The organism is Chelativorans intermedius, assembly GCF_025398255.1.
Lineage (GTDB): Bacteria > Pseudomonadota > Alphaproteobacteria > Rhizobiales > Rhizobiaceae > Chelativorans > Chelativorans intermedius.
In genome coordinates this window covers 1-18,218 of the sequence record NZ_JAODNW010000028.1, presented here as the reverse complement: position 1 = coordinate 18,218, position 18,218 = coordinate 1, and the positions used below count along the sequence as shown (strand labels likewise).

The 18,218-nt window shown below is 65.9% G+C and carries 15 protein-coding genes; 12 read left to right on the top strand and 3 right to left on the bottom strand.

The window, feature by feature from the left end; all coding sequences use genetic code 11:
- The first annotated feature begins 50 nt into the window (after positions 1–50).
- The 6 genes from NYR58_RS17630 to NYR58_RS17605 are packed head-to-tail and all read left to right on the top strand — an operon-like array spanning position 51 to position 6,486.
- On the top strand, positions 51–1,142 hold the full coding sequence (locus NYR58_RS17630) for a LacI family DNA-binding transcriptional regulator (protein ID WP_261522473.1): 1,092 nt from the start codon (positions 51–53) through the stop codon (positions 1,140–1,142).
- Positions 1,139–2,398 (top strand): sugar ABC transporter substrate-binding protein, encoded by a 1,260-nt coding sequence (locus tag NYR58_RS17625; RefSeq protein ID WP_261522472.1) that lies wholly within the window; start codon positions 1,139–1,141, stop codon positions 2,396–2,398. The genes NYR58_RS17630 and NYR58_RS17625 overlap by 4 nt, the downstream gene beginning before the upstream one ends.
- A 57-nt stretch (positions 2,399–2,455) precedes the next feature.
- Positions 2,456–3,523 carry a carbohydrate ABC transporter permease gene (locus NYR58_RS17620; RefSeq protein ID WP_261522471.1) on the top strand — a complete coding sequence of 356 codons (1,068 nt, stop codon included), beginning with the start codon at positions 2,456–2,458 and terminating at the stop codon, positions 3,521–3,523.
- 1 nt (position 3,524) lies between these two features.
- On the top strand, positions 3,525–4,403 hold the full coding sequence (locus NYR58_RS17615) for a carbohydrate ABC transporter permease (protein WP_261522470.1): 879 nt from the start codon (positions 3,525–3,527) through the stop codon (positions 4,401–4,403).
- A gap of 11 nt (positions 4,404–4,414) precedes the next feature.
- Positions 4,415–5,410: a hypothetical protein gene (locus tag NYR58_RS17610; RefSeq protein WP_261522469.1), complete on the top strand. Its 996-nt coding sequence runs from the start codon at positions 4,415–4,417 to the stop codon at positions 5,408–5,410.
- Between the two features lie 5 nt (positions 5,411–5,415).
- The gene (locus tag NYR58_RS17605) at positions 5,416–6,486 is read left to right on the top strand and encodes an ABC transporter ATP-binding protein (protein ID WP_261522468.1); all 1,071 of its coding nucleotides are present in this window, start codon (positions 5,416–5,418) and stop codon (positions 6,484–6,486) included.
- Between the two features lie 25 nt (positions 6,487–6,511).
- Here the strand turns inward: NYR58_RS17605 and NYR58_RS17600 are convergent, their stop codons facing one another.
- Complete coding sequence (locus tag NYR58_RS17600; protein WP_261522467.1) at positions 6,512–7,951, bottom strand: aldehyde dehydrogenase family protein; 1,440 nt, start codon at positions 7,949–7,951, stop codon at positions 6,512–6,514.
- A 167-nt stretch (positions 7,952–8,118) separates the two neighbouring features.
- Between NYR58_RS17600 and NYR58_RS17595 the strand changes: the two genes are divergently transcribed.
- The 5 genes from NYR58_RS17595 (at position 8,119) to NYR58_RS17575 (ending at position 14,548) form a co-directional block, all read left to right on the top strand.
- Positions 8,119–9,174 (top strand): ABC transporter ATP-binding protein, encoded by a 1,056-nt coding sequence (locus NYR58_RS17595; RefSeq protein WP_261522466.1) that lies wholly within the window; start codon positions 8,119–8,121, stop codon positions 9,172–9,174.
- A 52-nt stretch (positions 9,175–9,226) separates the two neighbouring features.
- Positions 9,227–9,679 carry an RbsD/FucU family protein gene (locus NYR58_RS17590; protein WP_261522465.1) on the top strand — a complete coding sequence of 151 codons (453 nt, stop codon included), beginning with the start codon at positions 9,227–9,229 and terminating at the stop codon, positions 9,677–9,679.
- A gap of 4 nt (positions 9,680–9,683) precedes the next feature.
- Positions 9,684–10,622: a ribokinase gene (rbsK, locus tag NYR58_RS17585; protein ID WP_261522464.1), complete on the top strand. Its 939-nt coding sequence runs from the start codon at positions 9,684–9,686 to the stop codon at positions 10,620–10,622.
- A gap of 144 nt (positions 10,623–10,766) precedes the next feature.
- Complete coding sequence (locus NYR58_RS17580) at positions 10,767–12,635, top strand: ABC transporter ATP-binding protein (RefSeq protein ID WP_261522463.1); 1,869 nt, start codon at positions 10,767–10,769, stop codon at positions 12,633–12,635.
- A complete protein-coding gene (locus NYR58_RS17575) occupies positions 12,635–14,548 on the top strand; it encodes an ABC transporter ATP-binding protein (RefSeq protein ID WP_261522462.1) in 1,914 nt (637 codons plus the stop codon). Before NYR58_RS17580 ends, NYR58_RS17575 begins: the two co-directional genes overlap by 1 nt.
- Before the next feature lie 8 nt (positions 14,549–14,556).
- Here the strand turns inward: NYR58_RS17575 and NYR58_RS17570 are convergent, their stop codons facing one another.
- Together NYR58_RS17570 and uxuA are read right to left on the bottom strand one after the other, a co-directional pair.
- Positions 14,557–16,050: a mannitol dehydrogenase family protein gene (locus tag NYR58_RS17570; protein ID WP_261522461.1), complete on the bottom strand. Its 1,494-nt coding sequence runs from the start codon at positions 16,048–16,050 to the stop codon at positions 14,557–14,559.
- Positions 16,047–17,264: a mannonate dehydratase gene (gene uxuA / locus NYR58_RS17565; protein WP_261522460.1), complete on the bottom strand. Its 1,218-nt coding sequence runs from the start codon at positions 17,262–17,264 to the stop codon at positions 16,047–16,049. The genes NYR58_RS17570 and uxuA overlap by 4 nt, the downstream gene beginning before the upstream one ends.
- Before the next feature lie 167 nt (positions 17,265–17,431).
- On the opposite strand from uxuA, the gene NYR58_RS17560 reads away from it, so the two are divergent.
- A complete protein-coding gene (locus NYR58_RS17560; RefSeq protein WP_261522459.1) occupies positions 17,432–18,157 on the top strand; it encodes a GntR family transcriptional regulator in 726 nt (241 codons plus the stop codon).
- Positions 18,158–18,218 lie beyond the last annotated feature (61 nt).

The following is an 18,218-nucleotide window of genomic DNA, read 5'->3' as shown; positions in this document are numbered from 1 at the left end:
GACATCGGTGTCACTCCGGGATGCCCGATGTTGCGGACGAAGGGAGGACGATGTCCACGATCTACGATGTGGCCAGGGCCGCGAATGTCTCGCCCAAGACGGTAAGCCGTGTCCTCAACGGGGATGCGCCGGTGGGGCGCGAGACGCGCCGTGCGGTCGAGAAGGCGATGGCCGAGCTGGGCTATGTCCCCTCCTCCGCGGCGCGCACCATGCGCTCGAACCGGTCCGGTCTGATTGGCCTCGTGACCGGCGCCATCAGCCTCAATCCCGAGCAACCGTCGCTTTCGGGCCTGCCGGACCTGTTCATCGTTCAGGGCGTCCAGAAAAGCCTCGAAGCCGCAGGCATGACGCTCCTGATTTCCGATACCGGCGGCAACGCCGATCGGGTGCCCTCGCTCCTGCGCACTTTCGTGCAGCACCGCGTTGAGGGCATCATCTTCGTGGCGGACTATCACAAGCAGGTGAAGCTGCCTCCCCTGCCCGGCGAGACGAAGCTGGTGCTGGCCAACTGTTTCGACGCGGCCGGCACGCCGGCCATCGTGCCGGATGACATGCAGGGCCAGCGCCAGCTTGTCCGTCGCATGATCGGCGAGGGGCACAGGCGCATCGCCTATCTCACGCTGAGCCGGTCGCTGGTGGCCACGGGGCTGCGCACCGAGGGCTATCGCGCGGCTCTTGAGGAAGCGGGGCTTGCCTTCGACCCGGCGCTCGTCATCGAGGCGGATGTGACCCCGCCTGATCCCGAGGCCGAGGAGCGGCTTCTCACCCGGGCGCTCGATCAGGTGCTCGCCCTTTCCGACCCGCCCACCGCCATCTGTCTCGGCAACGACCGCATGGCGGTGCGCGCCTACGGCCTGTTGCGCTCGCGCGGGCTGGAGTTGCCGCGCGACATCTCGGTGGCGGGTTTCGACGACTATCGGGCCATCGCCGAGTCGCTCTATCCGAAGCTCACGACGGCAGAACTGCCCTATGCACAGATCGGGGCACGGGCTGCCGAGACCCTCCTTGCCCTCATCCGCGGCGAGGCACACTCCGACGGCACCCCCGAACGCGTTCGGGGGCGGATCGCGTGGCGGGATTCCGTTCAGCCGCCGCCTGCCACTTCAATCACCATCTCATCACACGGGAGGAAAACTGAATGAGACGGAAAGCAACCCTGGCCACCCTCGCAGGGGCATTGACGCTGGTCGCCGGCACCGCCGCCGCCCAGACCGAACTGACCATGTGGTATCACGGCGCCGGAAACGAGGTGGAAAGCCGCATCATCAACCAGATCGTCGACGACTTCAACGCAAGTCAGAGCGACTGGAAGGTGGTGATCGAAAGCTTCCCCCAGCTCAGCTACAACGACTCGGTGGTTGCCGCCGCCCTGGCGGGCAACCTGCCCGACATTCTCGATGTCGATGGGCCGGTAATGCCGAACTGGGCCTGGTCGGGCTACCTGCAGCCGCTGCCGATCGACGAGAGCGTCATCGCCGATTTCCTGCCGGGAACCAAGGGCTACTGGGACGGAGAGCTCTATTCCGTGGGGCTTTGGGACGCCGCCGTGGCGCTTTATGCCCGCCGCTCGACGCTCGAGGAGCTTGGTCTGCGCACGCCCACCTTGGAAGAGCCGTGGACGGGAGAGGAGTTCATGGCCGCGCTCGATGCGGCAAAGGCGTCGGGCAAATATGAATATGCCTTCGACCCCGGCATGGCCTGGACGGGCGAATGGTATCCCTATGCCTTCTCGCCCTTCCTGCAAAGCTTCGGCGGAGACATCGTCGACAGATCGACCTATCAGACCGCTGACGGTGTGTTGAACGGCGACGCCGCGATTGCGTTCGGGGAATGGTGGCAGAGCCTCTTTGCGGAAGGCTATGCGCCGGGAACCAGCCAGGATCCCGCCGACCGTGATGCCGGCTTCATCGACGGCCGCTATGCCTTCCAGTGGAACGGCAACTGGGCTGCGGTCGCCACGCTGGAGAAGGTGGACGACCTGGTCTTCCTGCCTGCGCCCGATTTCGGGAACGGGCCGAAGATCGGCGCCGCAAGCTGGCAGTTCGGCGTCTCGGCCACCTCCGAGCATCCTGAGGGGGCGGCCGCCTTCATCGAATTTGCGTTGCAGGACAAGTATCTGGCCGCGTTTTCCGACGGCATCGGCCTGATCCCGGCCACGCCGAGCGCCGCAGCGATGACGAAGAACTACAAGGAGGGCGGTCCGCTTGCCGTGTTCTTCGACCTGTCGAAGGAGCAGGCACTCGTTCGCCCCGTCACGCCCGGCTATGTCGTGGCGGCCAAGGTGTTCGAGAAGGCGCTGGCCGACATTGCCAACGGCGCGGACGTTGCCGACACGCTGGACGCGGCCGTCGACGAGATCGACGCCGACATCCAGCGCAACAACGGCTACGGCCACTGATGCCTGCGGGGGTTGCGCGCGCCGCGCAATCCCCGTTCTCACCTGCGGAAGGTTTCGATGTCTTCACGGCTGACCCGTTCCAACCGGGCCGGATGGGGCTTTGCGCTTCCCGGCTTTGTCTTGATCGCGGGCTTCATCATCCTGCCCTTCTTCTTCGCCTTCTGGCTGTCGATGACGAACCAGCGGCTGATCTCGCCCAATCCGACGCAGTTCGTAGGGCTTGAAAACTACCGCAATCTTCTGGGACTTGCGGTCATCACGCTGGAGCCCGAGAGGGGCGCGGATGGCGCAATCCTCGTCGATGCGCGCGGCGAGGCGCAGTATCCGCGCGTGCGCACCATCACCCGCAGCGACGCGTTCCCGCAGTACCGGGGAATGCGCGAATGGTTTCGCTGGCAGTCCGGCGAGAACGTGAAGGTCGTGATCGCCTCCGACGTAGTCTTCATGAAGGCGCTGGTAAACACCCTGACCTTCGTGCTGGTCGTGGCGCCGACACAGGCCGGACTGGCGCTCGTGCTGGCGCTGCTGATCAATCAGAAACTACGCGGCATCAACATCTTCCGCATGATCTACTTCATGCCGGTCGTGGTTTCGATCGTCGTTGTCTCGCTTCTGTGGCGCTTCATCTATGACGGCAACGACGGGCTCTTGAACAATCTCCTCGCCTCCCTGACCTTCGGATGGTTCACGCCGGTGGACTGGCTCGGCAACCCCGACACGGCGCTGGGCTCGATCATGGCCATGTCGATCTGGCAGGCGGTCGGCTTTCACATGGTGATCTGGCTGGCGGGGCTGCAGACGATAAGCCCGACGCTCTACGAGGCTGCCGAGATCGAGGGGGCGAGCCGCTTGCAGACCTTCCGCTATGTCACATGGCCGGGGCTCAGAAACACCGCGATCCTGATCCTCATCGTCATCACCATGCAGTGTTTCGCGCTCTTTGCGCAGATCGACGTGATGACAAAGGGCGGTCCGCTCGATTCGACCCAGACCCTTGTCTTCCAGTCGGTCGAACGCGGCTATGGCAAGCAGGACATCTCGGGAGGATCGACCATCTCCGTCATCCTCTTCCTGATCGTGCTGACGGTTTCGCTCATCCAGCGATGGCTGACGAGGGAGCGGTAGAATGGCCTCCATCAATCCGGCCAATCATGGTCTGCGACTGGCAGTGCGCTATGCCGTGCTGTCGATCATTGCAGTGGTCTTTCTGTTTCCCCTGGTCTTCATGATCATGTCGAGCTTCAAGCCCGACCTGCAGCTTCTGCAGGATACGGGAAGCCTGCGGGCCTTCCTGCCGGTGGGCGATCTGAGCTTTGAGAACTACCGGGAAGCGTTCGAGCGGGCGCCGGTGTGGACCTTCGTGAAGAACTCGATCATCGTCACCGGACTGACGGTGGCGCTCAGCCTGTTCTTCTGTTCCCTCGCCGCCTTTTCCTTCGCATTCCTCAACTGGCACGGGCGTGACACGGTGCTGGCGGTCATCCTTGCCACGCTGATCGTGCCTTTCGAGACGATTGCCATTCCGCTTCTGCTGCTTGTCTCGAAGCTGCCATGGCTTGGCATGGATGGCATCGAATGGGGCTGGCTCAACACCTATCGCGTGCAGATCATCCCGTGGGTCGCCGATGGCCTGACGATCTTTCTCTTCGTCCAGTATTTCAAGGATCTGCCGCACGAACTCGTGGAGGCTGCGCGGGTCGAAGGCGCCTCCTGGTGGCAGATCTACAGCAGGGTGGTCATGCCGCTGGCAGGCCCCGTCCTGGCAACGGCCGCCATCCTGAAGTTCCTGGTGATGTACAACCAGTATCTCTGGCCGCTCATCGTCGTGCAGGAGGAAAGCTACCGGCCGGTGATGGTGGGGCTTCAGTATTTCTTCCAGCTCAACACGGCCTGGGGCGAGGTGATGGCCTATCTGACGCTGATCACCGTGCCGGTTCTCATCTTCTATCTCGCCCTGCAACGGGCATTCATCGCCTCGATCGCCTCCACCGGCGTCAAGGGTTAAGGGAGACGTGAATGGTTCTTGCACTCGACGATCAATGGATCTGGGACAGCTGGTACGCCCATGACGGCGCGCGCTGGCATGCCTTCTTCCTCAAGGCCGACAAGTCGCTGATCAACCCGGAGCTGCGCCACTTCAACGTGAGCCAGGGACACGCCTCCTCCACCGATCTCGTCAACTGGACCCATCACGGAACCTCCCTGAAGCCGTCCGAGGGCGATGCCTGGGACGATTTCACGACGTGGACCGGATCGGTGGTGCGGGACGACGGCGGCCTTTGGCATCTGTTCTACACCGGCGCGCGAAAATCCGAGGAAGGGCTCTACCAGCGCATCGGCCACGCCACCTCGCGGGATCTCCACACCTGGGCGCGTGTCGGCGACGGCCTGTGCCTGGACCTGACGGGGCCGAACGCCGCCTTCTACGAGGCCGACCACATGCGGGGTCTCTGGCATGACCGGGCGATGCGCGACCCTTGGGTCATGCGCGATCCCCAGGGGGATGGATGGCTGATGTTCTTCACCGCGCGCGCCGCCGGCGTGGCCGAGCCCAATGCCGGAGGCGCGATCGGCTTTGCCACATCGCGCGATCTCTACGACTGGACGCTCCAGCCGCCTGTCTTCATCGGCGGCTACGGCCAGCTCGAGGTGCCGCAGGTCTTTGCCCACAAGGGGCGCTGGTACTGTCTGTTCTGTACCGCGGCGGAGCATTTCTCGAAGGAACAGGCCGAGGCCACGCCGGGCGGCCCGGTCACCGGCAGCCACTACCTGATCGGCGATACGCCCCGCGGCCCGTGGCGCATCGCACCCGGGCGCTTCCTCGACGGGTCCCTGCCCTGCCGCCGGTATGCGGCCCGCATCCTGAAGACCGGGGACGGCCTGGTGATCATGGGATTTGCCGACCAGCAGCCCGACGGTCGCTTCGGCGGCTATGTGATGGACCCCGAGCCGGTGATCGTGGATGAGGAGGGCCTTCTGCGTGTCGTGCCCGATGCACAGGCTGCGGAGTAACGGCCATGGCAACCGTCAAGCTGACCGATGTGCGCAAATCCTACGGCTCCGTCGAGGTCATCCGCGGCGTCAACATCGACATCGAAGATGGTGAGTTCGTTGTCTTTGTCGGCCCTTCGGGCTGCGGAAAGTCCACGCTGCTGCGCATGATCTCCGGCCTTGAGGACATCACCGCAGGCACGATCGAGATCGACGGCAGGGTCGTCAACGATCTGCCGCCCAAGGAGCGCGGCATCGCGATGGTGTTTCAGACCTATGCGATCTTCCCCCATATGACCGTGCGCGAGAACGTGGCCTTTGGCCTGACCATCAACAGGACGCCGAGGGCGGAAAAGGAGCGCAAGGTGCAGGAGGCCGCGCGCATCCTGCAGATGGAGCATCTGCTGGACCGGCGGCCAAGCCAGCTTTCCGGCGGTCAGCGCCAGCGTGTCGCCATCGGCCGCGCCATCGTGCGCGACCCCAAGGTGTTCCTCTTCGACGAGCCTCTCTCGAACCTCGATGCGGCATTGCGCATGGACATGCGCATGGAGATCGGCAAGCTTCATCAGAAGCTCGCGGCAACGATGATCTACGTTACCCACGATCAGGTGGAGGCGATGACTTTGGCCGACAAGATCGTGGTCCTGAAGGATGGCAAGGTCATGCAGGTGGGGGCCCCCATGGAGCTTTACCACGAGCCGGCCAACCTCTTCGTCGCGGGCTTTCTCGGCGCACCGTCGATGAACTTCATCGAGGTGGTGGTGGAATCGGTTCGAGGTGGCGAGGCGCGCGTTTCCAACGAGGCTCTCGACCCCATCGTCGTGAGCACGCGCGGGCGCCCGTTCGCCGACGGGGACCATGCCATCCTGGGCGTGCGGCCGCAATATCTGCGCCCGGTCGAGGATGCCGCCGGCAAGCTGCATGGCATCATCTCGCTCACCGAGCGGCTTGGCTCGGAGACGATCGTGGAGGTGGCGCTCAAGGACGGCAAGCCGCTGATCGCAGCCCTTTCCGAAGACCGCGTCTACGCAACCGGCACGCGGATCGGCTTCGATTTCGATGTCGGCAAGGCGCAGCTCTTCCCGCGCGAGGCGTAGGGCTGTCACCCGAAATGCGGGACCGTCAGCCGTGGTTGAAGACGACGGTCTTTGCGACGGTGAACTCGCGCAGCGCCTCGAAGCCCTTTTCCCGTCCGTGGCCGCTGCGCTTGACGCCTCCGAAAGGCAGCTCGATGCCGCCGCCCGCGCCATAGCCGTTCACGAAGACCTGGCCGGCGCGCACCGCCTTGGCGAGCCGCATCTGGCGGGCGCCGGATTCCGTCCAGATGCCGGCGATAAGCCCGTAGTCGGTGGCGTTGGCGAGCCGTATCGCATCGGCTTCGTCGTCGAATGGCAGGGCGGACAGGACGGGACCGAACACCTCCTCGCGCGCCAGCTCGTGGGCGCGCGGCACCATGCTGTAGAGCGTCGGCACCACGTAGAAGCCTCCAGCCGGCGCGCTCTCGTGGATCTGGCCCTGTGCGGCGATGTCGATGCCGTCGCGGCGGGCACGCGCCATGAAGCCTTCCACACGCCGCTTCTGCGCGGCCGAGATCAGGGGGCCGCAGTCAAGGTCGCGGTCATGCGGTCCTGCCCGCACCTGAGAAAAGCGTCGCGCAAGCGTGGCCAGGAACTCCTCGTATACGCTGCGTTCGACAAGCACGCGGCTGCCGGCCGAACAGGTCTGCCCCGTGTTCTGGACGACGGCAGCAACGATGGTCTCGATGGCCCTGGCCATGTCGGCATCGGAGAAGACGATCTGCGGGGACTTGCCGCCAAGCTCCAGAATGCAGGGCACGTGGTGTTCCGCTGCCGCCTTCTGCACCAGCGTTCCCACTTCCGGTGAGCCGGTGAAGGAGAGAAGGTCGATGCCGGGATGCGCCGAAAGCGCCGCGCCCGCCTCCTCGCCCAGGCCCGGCACGACATTGATGGCGCCTTCGGGAAGGCCCACGCCGGCGGCGAGCTCCGCGAGGCGCAGACAGGACAGGCAGGCTTCCTCGGCCGGCTTGAGCACGGCGGCATTTCCCGCGGCGAGCGTCGCGCCGATTGTGCGGCCGAACATCTGGGCGGGATAGTTCCAGGGAATGATGTGGCCGGTCACGCCGCGCGGCTCGCGCAGAACCATGACCTGATACCCGGAAAGGAAGGGGATCGTCTCGCCATGGATCTTGTCGGCCGCGCCGCCGTAGAACTCGAAATAGCGCGCCGCCGCCCTGATGTCGTTGCGGGAAAGCCTCAGCGGCTTGCCGGTGTCGCGGGCTTCGATCTCGGTCAGCTCCTCCAGGTGGTCGAGAATGGTCTCGCCCAGCTTTCGCAGCAGGCGCCCGCGCTCGAAGGCCGGCATCGCGCCCCATCCTCCCTCGAAGGCACCTCGCGCAGCGCTCACGGCCTCCTCGATGTCCGCCGCCGTGCCGCGCGCAATGACACCGATCTCACCCCCCGTGGACGGCGAAATTGCGGGCAGCGTCTGCCCACCCCGTGGCCTTTGCCATTTGCCGCCGATGAACACCAGGCCCTGTTCCATGCCACCTCCTTGAGCCTTTCTGCCGCGCCCAAGCCTATATCGCAGCCGGCGTGACGGGAAACCGGAAAAACGAAACGTGCCGCCGCCTGCCCCGCCGCGCCGGCCCTGTTTGCGATTGACATTGCGCGCCGGCTCGTCTGTTCTTGCCATCGAGTGCGGGAGGAGCAATGTCGAGCGTCACGGTGCGGAAGGTCCGCAAGTCATTCGGCGCGGTGGAGGTGATTCACGGTGTGGACATCGACATCGCGGACGGGGAATTCGTCGTTCTCGTGGGGCCTTCGGGATGCGGCAAGTCCACCCTTTTGCGCATGATCGCGGGGCTCGAAAGCGTCACGCGCGGCGCCATTCTGGTGGGCGAGCGCATCGTCAATCACCTGCCGCCCTCCGAGCGCGACATCGCCATGGTGTTCCAGAACTACGCGCTCTATCCGCATATGCGCGTCAAGGACAACATGGCCTTCGCGCTGCGCCTGCGCGGCATGCCGGCCAGCGAGGTGGAGGAGCGCGTCGGCCGGGCCGCCGAGATCCTGGGGCTTGCCCCCTATCTCGAGCGCTATCCGCGGCAATTGTCGGGCGGTCAGCGCCAGCGCGTGGCCATGGGCCGGGCCATCGTGCGCGATCCGCAGGTCTTCCTCTTCGACGAGCCGCTGTCCAATCTGGATGCCAAGCTGCGGGTGCAGATGCGCACCGAGATCAAGGAGCTGCATCAGCGGCTGAAGACGACCACCGTCTACGTGACCCATGATCAGGTGGAGGCGATGACAATGGCCGACCGGATCGTCGTCATGCAGGACGGCCGGGTCGAGCAGATCGGCGAGCCGCTGGAGATTTTCGATCGGCCGGCAAATCTGTTCGTGGCGGGCTTCATCGGCTCGCCCTCCATGAACATCCTGAAGGCCCGCATGGACGGCGGCGAGGCGGCCGTGCAGGTCGAAGACATCCGTTTGCCCATCGCGGGCACCCACGGGGTCGAGCATGGCCAGCCGATCATGCTTGGCATCCGGCCGGAGCATCTGGAACTGGCCGATGACGGCTTTCCGGCCCGCATCTCGGTGGTGGAGCCGACGGGCTCGGAAACCCTGGTCTTCGTGAATTTCGCCGGCAACGATCTCGTGGCGCTCTTTCGCGAACGCCACAGCTTTCGCCCGGGCGACACGATCCGCCTGCGCCCGCGGCCCGATCAGGTGCACCTGTTTCATGCCGAGACGGGACAGAGGCTTTGACAATCGCTTCGGGAGCGGCGGGCATTCCGTCGCCTGATTTGAGGGAGGAGACATGCTCAAGGGAATCGACCCGCTGCTCAACGCCGACGTGCTGTTCGCGCTGAGAGCCATGGGCCATGGCGACGACCTGATCATTGCCGACACCAATTTTCCTGCCGATTCCGTGGCCCGGCAGACGCGCCTTGGCCGCCTGTTGCGCATCGACGCGCCGGCGCCGCGGGTTGCTGCCGCCGTCCTGTCGGTTTATCCGCTCGACACCTTCGTCGACGATGCGGCCGCGCGCATGGAGGTTGTCGGCGAGCCCGACACGGTGCCTGCCGTGCAGGTGGAGGTGCAGAAGGCGGTGGACGCGGCGCAGGGCCGGCCCTGGCCGATGATCGGCATCGAGCGCTATGCCTTTTACGAGCGCGCGAAACAGGCCTACTGCGTCATCCAGACGGGCGAACGCCGGTTCTACGGCTGCTTTGCCTTCCGCAAGGGTGTCATCCCGCCGGACGAGGACTGACCCCATGCGGGAGGGAAAGCCGGTCGTCATTCTCGGCGTCTTTGTCGCCGACACGGCCTATCGCGCCGCCCGCCAGCCGCGCATGGGCGAGACCCTGCTCGGCAGCGCCTTCAAGCTGGGGCCGGGCGGCAAGGGCTCGAACCAGGCGGTGGCCGCCGCAAGGCTCGGTGCGCGGGTCAGCTTCATCACGCGGCTGGGGCGCGATCCCTTCGCCGACATGGCGCTTGCCACGTGGCGGGAGGCGGGCGTGGAGCCGGCCGTCGTCGAGACGCCCGAGAGCTATACGGGCGCGGCCTACATCTTCGTGGAGGAGGCAAGCGGCGACAACGCGATCATTGTCTGTCCAGGTGCGGCAATGCTCATCTCGCCGGAGGATGTCGACGCCCGGGCCGACCTCATCCGCTCCGCCGGCGTGTTCGTCACGCAGCTCGAACAGCCCGTCGCGGCGGCGATGCGGGGATTGGCCATTGCCCGCGAGGCCGGCGTGACGACGGTGCTCAACCCGGCGCCCGCGACGGAGCTTCCGGCGGAGATCTTCGGCCTGTGCGACTACATCACCCCCAACGAGACCGAGGCCGAAGCGCTGACGGGCATCGCCGTCGCCTCTGTCGAGGATGCGCAGCGCGCAGCGCGGACGCTTCTCGAAAAGGGTGTCGGGGCGGCGGTGATTACGCTCGGCGAGCGCGGCGCCTTCCTGCTGGGGAAAGGCGAGAGCCGGCACCTGCCGGCCTTCGACGCCGGCCCGGTGGTGGAAACGACCGGTGCCGGCGATGCCTTCAACGGCGGTTTTGCCGCAGCGCTGGCGCGCGGGCTGGCGCCTGCGCAGGCGGTTCGCTTCGGCTGTGCGGTCGCCGGCATTTCCGTCACCCGCCCCGGTACCGCGCCTTCCATGCCGACACTTGCCGAGGTCGACGCGCTGCTTGCGCGGCAGGAAAGGAGCTGACGCCGGGGGCGCGCCTGTGACTTCGCACCCGGTGGCCTTGAACTTGCTGCCCTTTTAGGCACTAATTGCCGGCAAATTGATCGTCAGCGGCGAGTCGTGCGGCCCGCCGGCGCCCGCAGGGGCGCATTCAGTCTGGATAGCACCTTGAGCAGCAATGCCATCGGCAACGCGACGAAGCCGCGGAATTCGTTCGCGCATGTGGAGGCGGCCGGCTGGGGCCAGGGCCTCAGCGTCCTTCTTCGCATCACCCGCATGAATCTCCGCCATCCCTGGCAGGTGAGCCTCGCCATCGGTTCGACCGTCATTGCCGCCACCCTGCAGCTGATGATCCCCCGGCTTCTGGGCCAGGCGGTGGATCAGACGCAGAGCGTCATGGGTGGCGGGGCGGCGGGGGCTGCCGCGCAGGAGGCGTTGTGGCTGTCGGCGCTTCTGCTGCTTGCCGTCAGCACGCTGCGCGGCCTCTTCACCATGCTGCAGAACTATTTTGCCGAAGCCGTGGGACACCACATCGGCTACGAGCTCAGGCTTGCCTGCTACGAGAAGATCCAGCGCCTTTCCTTTTCCTTCCACGACCAGGTGCACTCGGGAGATCTCATCACCATCGGCATGCTCGACCTGGAAGGTGTGCGCATGTATTTTTCGACGGCCCTGGTGCGCGCCGTCCTGCTGTGCATGCTGATCGGCATCGGCGCCTATCTTCTTCTGTCCACCGATCTTGTACTCGGCCTGCTTGCGCTCAGCTTCGTTCCCTTCGTCGGCTGGCGCTCGGCCGTCACGCGGCTCAGGCTGCGCGCCACCTGGCTGGAGCTGCAGGAGCGGCTTTCGGTGCTCTCCCGCGTCATGGAGGAAAATCTCGGCGGCATTCGCGTGGTACGCGCCTTCGCCGCTCAGGCCCACGAGATGGCCAAGTTCGACCGCGCCTCGAAGAACGCGCTCGCGCTGGCGCATGAACGTGTCGGCATCCGCGTGCGCAACACCTCGGCCATGACCTTTTCCTTCTTCCTCGCCATGGGGCTGGTGCTGTGGGTGGGAGGTGGCAAGGTGACGGCTGGAGAGATCAGCGTCGGCACGCTCACCACCTTTCTCACCTTCATGACCATCCTGCAGATGCCGGTGCGCCAGCTCGGCATGATGGTCAACGCCTTTGCCCGCGCCTCCACCTGCGGGGCGAGGCTGTTCGGCCTGCTCGATCTCGAAATCGCCATCAAGGACGCGCCGGATGCCAGGCCCCTCGAGATCGGGGATGGCACGCTGACTTTCGAGAATGTGTCCTTTTCCTACCCGGATGCGCCGGACAGGCCGATCCTGCGGAATGTGAGCTTCGAGGCGAGGAAGGGCCAGACCATCGGCATTGTCGGTCCGCCAGGCTCCGGCAAGTCGACGATCGCCCATCTCATTCCCCGCTTCTACGACGTGACCGACGGTGCCATCCGCATCGACGGGCAGGACATCCGCAAGGCGACGCTAGCCTCGCTGCGCAGGGCGGTCGCCGTCGTTCAGCAGGATTCCTTCCTGTTCACCACCACCATCGAGAACAACATCGCCTATGGCGACCCGTGGGCGAAGGAACGGCGCATCGCACGCGCCAGCGAGTATGCGCAGCTTCACAATTATGTGCTCGGCCTGCCGGCCGGCTATGGCACGGTGGTGGGAGAGCGCGGCGTCTCCCTTTCGGGCGGTCAGCGCCAGCGCCTTTCCATTGCCCGCACCCTGATGCTGCGTCCCTCTGTCATCGTCTTCGACGATTCCACCGCGGCCATCGACGCGGCGACGGAGCAGCGCATCCGTTCGGCCATGCGGCGCTTTGCCGGGGACAGGGTGACGATCGTCATCGCCCACAGGCTCAGCTCGCTGATGCATGCCGATCAGATCCTGTTCGTGGAGGGCGGCGCCATCGTCGAGCGCGGCACCCATGAGGAGCTCCTCGCCCTCGGCGGGCGCTACAAGGCGCTCTACGACCTGCAGGTCCGGCCCGGCGACGAGATGCTGGAAGAGACGGAAGGCGGAACGTGATGGCCGACAGCAGCGCAGCCGAAACGGAAGCCGAACGCGGCGAGACGGGCGGCGACGGGCAGCGCCCGCCGCGCGCCGTTGTCGGCTCGCATCGCATCGAGGAGGAGATGTTCGGCCGCGCCTTCGACAAGAATGTCGTCAAGCGCATCTGGGCCTTCGTGCGCCCCTATCGGGCGAAGGTGATCGTTTCCGTGGCCGCGGTTCTGGTCTTTACCGCCACGCAGCTCCTGATCCCGCTCATCATCCGCTATGCCATCGACCACGGCATGACGCCCGGCGGCGTGGACCGCCCTGCCCTCCTGCTGGCGGTCGCCGCCTTCGCGCTCGCCATCCTCGTCAATTACGGCGCCAGCTATGTTCAGGAAACGGTGGTCGGCCAGATGGCGGAGAATGTGCTGTTCGATATTCGCCGCGCCATGTTCGGCCATCTCCAGAGGGTGTCGCTGTCCTTCATGGACAAGACGGAGGTCGGTCGGCTCATGTCGCGGCTTCAGGGCGATGTGAACTCCATGCAGGAGTTTCTGGAGACCTCGGTTCTGTCGGTGGGCGACATCGTGCTCCTGTTCGGTATTGTCTTCGTGCTCCTGTGGCTCGATTTCCGTCTGGGGCTGCTCACACTCTCGGTGATGCCGGTCCTCTTCATCGTACGCATTTTCTGGCTGCCCCGGGCGCGGGCGGCCTTCATGGCGGCCCACGAGACCAATTCGGTGGCCAATGGCGCGCTGGCGGAGGCCATTCACGGCGTGCGGGCGGTGCAGTCCATGGACCGTCAGCAGGTCAATTTCACCCTCTACGACGACAAGGCCCGCGCCAATCTCAAGACGCATCTGACAGCGGCGAAATATGCGCAGGTCATGGTGCCCATTGTCGACAGCCTCACCGGGCTTGCCATGGCGGTGGTGATCGTTGCGGGCGGGTCCATGGTCCTGAACGGCCGGCTGGATGTCGGAATCATGGTCGCCTTCCTGTTCTATATCCAGCGTTTTTTCGACCCGATCCGCTCGCTCACCCTGCAATATTCGGTCATGCAGCGTGCCATGGCCTCGGGCAAGCGGCTGATTGAGGTGCTCGATGTCAGGATCGAGGTGAAGGACAAACCCGACGCGGTGGTTCTGCCGCCCGACATGGACGGCTCGGTGGAATTCCGCCACGTCACCTTCGGCTACAATCCGAACCAACCGGTGCTCAAGAATGTTTCCTTCCGTGTCAATCCCGGCGAGACGGTGGCGCTTGTCGGGCCCACGGGCTCGGGAAAGTCCTCGGCCATGGCGCTCGTCCACCGTTTCTACGACGTGCAGGAAGGCCAGGTCCTGGTGGGCGGCCACGATGTGCGCGATCTCACCCAGGAGTCGCTCGGGCGACAGATCGCCATGGTGTTGCAGGAACCCTTCCTGTTCACCGGCACGGTGCTGGAGAACATCCGCTACCACAGGCAGGACGCCAGCCGCGAGGAGGTGATCGAGGCGGCAAAGGCGGTGGGAGCGCACGACTTCATCCTGCGGCTCAAGGGCGGCTATGACGCGCCGCTCGGCGAGCGCGGCGGCAATCTCTCGCTCGGCCAGCGCCAGCTCTTGAGCTTTGCGCGCGCGCTGGTGGCGGATGCCAAGATCCTGGTGCTCGACGAGGCCACGGCCAACATCGACAGCTACACCGAAATGCTGATCCAGAAGGCGCTGGTGAGGCTGCTTCGCGGTCGCACCGGCCTCGTCATCGCGCATCGGCTGGCCACCATCCGAGGCGCCGACCGCATCATCGTCCTGCAGAACGGCCAGGTGGCGGAGACCGGCAATCACGACGAGCTGATGCGACGGGGCGGGCTCTATGCCAAGCTCTACAACCTCAACTATGCGTCTTTCGACGATATTCCAGACGCGGAGCTTGAAGCATCCGCGCAAAGCGAATCGCGGACATAGCCGCTGCCTCAGCCGCCGGCGGGCAGCCCCTCGGCCTCCCTGCGCACCGTGTCGGCCACGCCCTTTTCCAGCATTGCCGAGAGAACGGTCTCCACCTCCTCCTGCCAGTAGGCGTTCTGCACCAGCCTGGCCGGGAAGAGCCCCGGAAGCGCGGAAAGTGCCCGGCAGATCCCGCGCGCGTCCCCCTCCACCCCCTTCACGGCGGCAGCGATGGCCGCCTCGCGCGGGTCGCGCAGGGCGTAGGCCGCCCCATCCTCGCCGCGGCCCAGGCAATAGCGCATCCAGGCAGCCACCGCGAAGGCGAAGGGGCGCAGTTTCTGGCCGTGCACCAATGCGTGCAGGGCGGGCGCGGCAATGCGCTGGGGCAGTTTCTCGGTGCCGTCCATGGCGATCTGATAGGTCTCGTGGGCGATGGCCGGATTGGCGAAGCGCCGCGCCAGCACATCGGCATAGTCTTTCGTGTCGATGCCGTCGAGCGGCCCCAGCGTGGCGGCCGCCGCCTTGAGATGCCGGCGCACCAGCCTTGCCAGCGCGCCATCGCGCATGACGTCGCGCACATATTTGTGGCCGCACAGAAACCCCGTATAGGCCATCATGGAGTGGGTGCCGTTGAGCATTCTGAGCTTCATGGCCTCGTAGGGCGCGACATCCGCGACGAAGATGGCGCCACCCTGCTCCCAGGCCGGGCGGCCGGTCGGGAAGTGATCCTCGACCACCCATTGGGTGAAGGGTTCCGCCTCCACCGCCGCCAGGTCGGCAAGGCCGAGCAGACGCTGCGCCTTGGCCTGGGTCTCTTCCGTGGGCGCGGGCGTGATGCGGTCGACCATGGTGGAGGGGAAGGCAACCGCGGCGCCGATCCAATCCGCCAGTGACGGATCGAGCCGGGCAGCGAAGTCCACAAGGCCGGTGCGCACCAGGCCGCCATTGTCCGGCAGATTGTCGCAGCACAGAATGGTGAAGGGCGGAAGGCCCTGTTCCTTGCGCAATCGCAGCCCCTCGCACAGAAGGCCGAGCACGCCCTGCGGCCGGCGCGCCGCGGCAAGGTCGGCGGCGACGGCCGGATGCGCCTCGTCGGCGCAGCCGCGCGCCCGGTCGATGCCGTAGGCCTTTTCGGTGACGGTGAGGCTGACGATGCGTGTCTCGGGCGCGGCAAGGGCAGCCAGCGGTGCCTGCCCGTCACGCGCGGCGGCGATGACGCGGCGAAGGCTGCCCACGACGCGCGCCGAGGCCCCTTCCTCACCCCGCTCGATGAGCGAATAAAGCCCGTGCTGCGGGTTGAGCGCGTCGGCAATCTGCGTGCTGCGCAGGCTGATGCCGTCGATGCGCCAGTCGCCCCCTGCCCCGGCAAGGGCGGCGTCGGTATAGACGGCCTGATGCGCCCTGTGAAAGGCACCGACGCCGATATGGACGATGCCGGCACCATGGCGTGCCGGCTCGTAGCCGGGCCGCGCCACCGTTTCCGGCACCTGGGCGAGCGTGTCGAGGGACAACCGTGCAATCATGTGCCGATCCCGTATTGTGGATGGGACAGGGCGGTGATGATGCCGCGCAACTCCGCCAGTCCCTTGAGGCGGCCAATCGCCGGATAGCCCGGCTGCGCCTGGCGCTTCAGATCGTCGAGAATGTCCTGCCCGTGATCCGGTCGCATGGGAATCGAATGGTCCGCCCGCCCGGCCTTGCGGCGGTGCGCCTCCTCCTTCAGCACCTCGGCGATCAGAGCTACCATATCGGTGCCGCCCCGCAAATGCTCGTCCTCGAAGAAAGACGACGCCACGGCATGGCCCTCGCGCGTGACGTTGCGAAGGTGCAGGAAGTGCACGCGGCTCCCCAGCCGCCGCATCATTCCCGGCAGATCGTTGTCGGGCCGCGCACCCAGGGAGCCGGAGCAGAGCGTAATCCCGTTGGCTGGCGAATCGACAGCCTTCATGATCGCCGCATAGTCGGCCTCGGTCGACATGATGCGCGGCAGCCCGAGCAGGGGGAAAGGCGGGTCGTCCGGGTGGCAGCACAGCCGGATGCCGGCCTCCTCGGCCACCGGCACCACCTCCTCCAGAAAGGCGACGAGGTGGCTGCGCAGACGCTCGGCGGAAATGGCGCCATAGGCATCGAGATGCGCGCGCAGTCCCTCAAGCGTCAGGTTCTCGGCCGCTCCCGGCAGGCCGAAGGCGACATTGCGGGCAAGGCTGCGCTTGCGTTCCTCGTCCATCGCCGCAAAGCGGCGGGCGGCTTCCTCGGCCACGGCGGCGGGGAAATCCTCCGCCGCCCCCGCCCGTTTCAGAATGTGGATGTCGAAGGCGGCGAAATCGACGAGATCGAAACGCATGCAGGTGCCACCGTGGGGAAGGCGCCAGGCCAGGTCGGTGCGCGTCCAGTCGAGCACCGGCATGAAGTTGTAGCAGACCACCTCGATGCCTGCGGCGGCGAGATTCCTCAGGCTCGTCTTGTAGTTGGCGATGTGCGTGCGCCAGTCGCCGGTCTGGCGCTTGACGTCTTCGGAGACGGGCAGGCTTTCCGCCACCTCCCAGGCAAGACCGGAGGGGGCGCCGTTGGCCATTGCCGCAAGCGCGCGCTGACGCTTGGCAATCTCCTCGGGCGTCCAGATCGCGCCGGCCGGCACGTGATGCAGGGCGGTGACGACACCTTCCACGCCTGCCTGCCGCATGTCATCCACCGAGACCAGATCCCTCGGCCCGAACCAGCGCCATGTCTGCCTCATGGGTTCTCCCTGCTTCCACACCGTGCCCGGCTATGCCGGGATTGACAGCTGCCAACCACCTGCCGGGCTGTCCTACCAGTCCGGCAGTGCTTCTGGGTAGCAGGAAGTTTGTCTGTTGACTAGTATGGAAGTATGGAGGTACATAGGGCCGTGGGAGGCGATGACCGATGAATGTCGAAACGCGCGCGCAATGGAGGCTGGAACAGGGGGCGCCCATCGGGCCGCAACTCTATCGCATTCTGCGCGAGCGCATCATCGGTGCCGACCTTACGCCGGGCAGCCGCCTTTCGGAGTCCGAGGTCGCCAGGGCCTACGGCCTGAGCCGCCAGCCCGTACGCGAGGCCTTCATCAAGCTCGCCGAGGATGGCCTGGTGGAGGTCCGCCCGCAGCGCGGCACGCTGGTGCGCAAGATTTCGCCGGCGGCGGTGATGGACGCACGCTTCGTGCGCGAAGCCATCGAGGCCGACATCGTGAAGCTGGTCGCCCAATCGGCTGACGAAGCGCTGGTGCGCGAGCTCAGGGCACAGATCGAGCGCCAACGCGCATTGGCCGACAGCGAGGCCGAGCGCTTCATCGCGCTCGACGAGCGCTTTCACCGCACGCTGGCGGAGGCTGCCGGCAAGACCTACGCCTGGAAGGTGATCGAGGAGGTCAAGGCGCAGATGGACCGGGTGCGCTATCTGACCGCCCTGCACTTTCCCAAGCGCGCGCTCGTCGCCCAGCACACGGAAATCGCCGAGGCCATCGCCCGGCGGGACGGGCAGGCGGCCGAGCAGGCCATGCGCGGGCATCTGCGCAAGATCCTGACCGATCTTCCCGCGATCACCGAGGCACGCCCGGAATTCTTCGAAACCGTCCACGCAGACACGCAAACCAACAAGGAGATGGCATGAATGGGCTGTGAGCGGCCAATGATCCTGATGCGGTTAAGGTGTTGGGAGAGGCGGATAGGCT

What these genes read in the sequence shown, in the direction of transcription:
- NYR58_RS17630 (WP_261522473.1), top strand. Translation starts at nt 51, where the DNA reads ATGTCCACGATCTACGATGTGGCCAGGGCCGCGAATGTCTCGCCCAAG.
- NYR58_RS17625 (WP_261522472.1), top strand. Translation starts at nt 1,139, where the DNA reads ATGAGACGGAAAGCAACCCTGGCCACCCTCGCAGGGGCATTGACGCTG.
- NYR58_RS17620 (WP_261522471.1), top strand. Translation starts at nt 2,456, where the DNA reads ATGTCTTCACGGCTGACCCGTTCCAACCGGGCCGGATGGGGCTTTGCG.
- NYR58_RS17615 (WP_261522470.1), top strand. Translation starts at nt 3,525, where the DNA reads ATGGCCTCCATCAATCCGGCCAATCATGGTCTGCGACTGGCAGTGCGC.
- NYR58_RS17610 (WP_261522469.1), top strand. Translation starts at nt 4,415, where the DNA reads ATGGTTCTTGCACTCGACGATCAATGGATCTGGGACAGCTGGTACGCC.
- NYR58_RS17605 (WP_261522468.1), top strand. Translation starts at nt 5,416, where the DNA reads ATGGCAACCGTCAAGCTGACCGATGTGCGCAAATCCTACGGCTCCGTC.
- NYR58_RS17600 (WP_261522467.1), bottom strand. Translation starts at nt 7,951, where the DNA reads ATGGAACAGGGCCTGGTGTTCATCGGCGGCAAATGGCAAAGGCCACGG.
- NYR58_RS17595 (WP_261522466.1), top strand. Translation starts at nt 8,119, where the DNA reads ATGTCGAGCGTCACGGTGCGGAAGGTCCGCAAGTCATTCGGCGCGGTG.
- NYR58_RS17590 (WP_261522465.1), top strand. Translation starts at nt 9,227, where the DNA reads ATGCTCAAGGGAATCGACCCGCTGCTCAACGCCGACGTGCTGTTCGCG.
- rbsK (WP_261522464.1), top strand. Translation starts at nt 9,684, where the DNA reads ATGCGGGAGGGAAAGCCGGTCGTCATTCTCGGCGTCTTTGTCGCCGAC.
- NYR58_RS17575 (WP_261522462.1), top strand. Translation starts at nt 12,635, where the DNA reads ATGGCCGACAGCAGCGCAGCCGAAACGGAAGCCGAACGCGGCGAGACG.
- NYR58_RS17570 (WP_261522461.1), bottom strand. Translation starts at nt 16,050, where the DNA reads ATGATTGCACGGTTGTCCCTCGACACGCTCGCCCAGGTGCCGGAAACG.
- uxuA (WP_261522460.1), bottom strand. Translation starts at nt 17,264, where the DNA reads ATGAGGCAGACATGGCGCTGGTTCGGGCCGAGGGATCTGGTCTCGGTG.
- NYR58_RS17560 (WP_261522459.1), top strand. Translation starts at nt 17,432, where the DNA reads ATGAATGTCGAAACGCGCGCGCAATGGAGGCTGGAACAGGGGGCGCCC.